The organism is Phytoactinopolyspora endophytica (genome assembly GCF_004138495.1).
GTDB classification, from domain to species: Bacteria; Actinomycetota; Actinomycetes; order Jiangellales; family Jiangellaceae; genus Phytoactinopolyspora; species Phytoactinopolyspora endophytica.
The window spans coordinates 74,264-75,473 of the sequence record NZ_ML142873.1 but is presented as its reverse complement, the minus strand read 5'-3'; the positions used below and the strand labels follow the sequence as shown (position 1 = coordinate 75,473).

The 1,210-nt window shown below is 66.4% G+C and carries 2 protein-coding genes; both read left to right on the top strand.

Going from position 1 to position 1,210, the window contains the following annotated elements; genetic code table 11:
* On the top strand, positions 1–278 hold a 278-nt coding region (locus ELR45_RS39850; RefSeq protein ID WP_205857644.1), incomplete at its 5' end, for a substrate-binding domain-containing protein.
* Between the two features lie 38 nt (positions 279–316).
* Positions 317–1,210: ABC transporter ATP-binding protein (locus ELR45_RS31490; protein WP_165368270.1), on the top strand; the 894-nt coding region annotated here is incomplete at its 3' end.

Below are 1,210 nucleotides of genomic sequence, written 5' to 3'. Positions count from 1 at the left end.
CGAACGACCACATCGCGCTCGGCTTCCTGCACGCTGTGCATGAGGCCGGCCGTAGCGCACCCGCCGATGTGAGCGTCGTCGGGTTCGACGCCCTCCCGGAGGCCGCGCATTACGTGCCGCCTCTAACCAGCGTCAGGCAGGACTTCACCGCCCTCGGGCGGCTCGGCCTGAACCTACTTCTGGAGAAGATCGCGGGGCGTATGAGCTCACCGGAACGAGCGCTGCTCGCCTCCGAGCTCGTCGTCCGGAGCTCGACAGCGCCACCCGCGCGCACATGACCGACATCGGCGACATCGGCTTGGAAGGAAGATCTCGGATGGCTGGATTGCAGGTACAGGGTCTGACCAAACGACTCGGTGACCATCTTGCGGTGGACGACGTCAGCTTCGACGCGCGAGACGGCGAGTTCTTCGTCGTCCTCGGATCATCCGGCTCCGGCAAGACCACCACCCTGCGGATGATCTGCGGGCTGGAGGAACCCGATGAGGGCGAGATCGTCATCGGCGGGCGGGCGGTCACGTCGCTTCCGCCCCGAGAACGCAACCTCGGCATGGTCTTTCAGGAGTACGGCCTGTACCCCAGCATGGATGTCTTCGGCAACATGGCCTACGGCCTGCAGGCACAGAAGGAGCTACCCAAAGCCGAGATCGAAAGCCGCGTTCGGCACGCGGCCGAACGGCTCGGCCTTACCGACTACCTGCACCGCCCCATCACGGACCTCTCGGGCGGAGAGCAGCAGCGGGTGGCACTCGGCCGCGCCATGGTGAAGGACGCCGATGCCTACCTGTACGACGAGCCGCTGTCCAACCTCGACCCGAAGCTGCGCCACCGCATCCGCCGGGACATCAAGGCGCTGCACGAAGAGAAGGGCAAGCCGAGCCTGTACGTGACCCACGACCAGGCCGAAGCCCTGGCCATGGCGGATGTGATGGCCGTCATGGCACACGGCCGGGTGCAACAGGTCGGCCCGCCGACGCAGCTGCTCGACAGCCCAGCCAACGTCTTCGTCGCCACGTTTCTCGGATCGCCTCCGATGAACCTGCTGACCGCGGTGCTCAAGGACAGCGACGGACAGTGGCAAGCGTTTACCGACCGCACCGCTCTCTCCCTGCCCCCGGTCTGGAACGGCGCCCTCAGCGAGTACGGCAAGACCCACGTGACCGTCGGGATACCACCGAGCGGTCTCACTCTCTCTCCGGACGACGGGTCG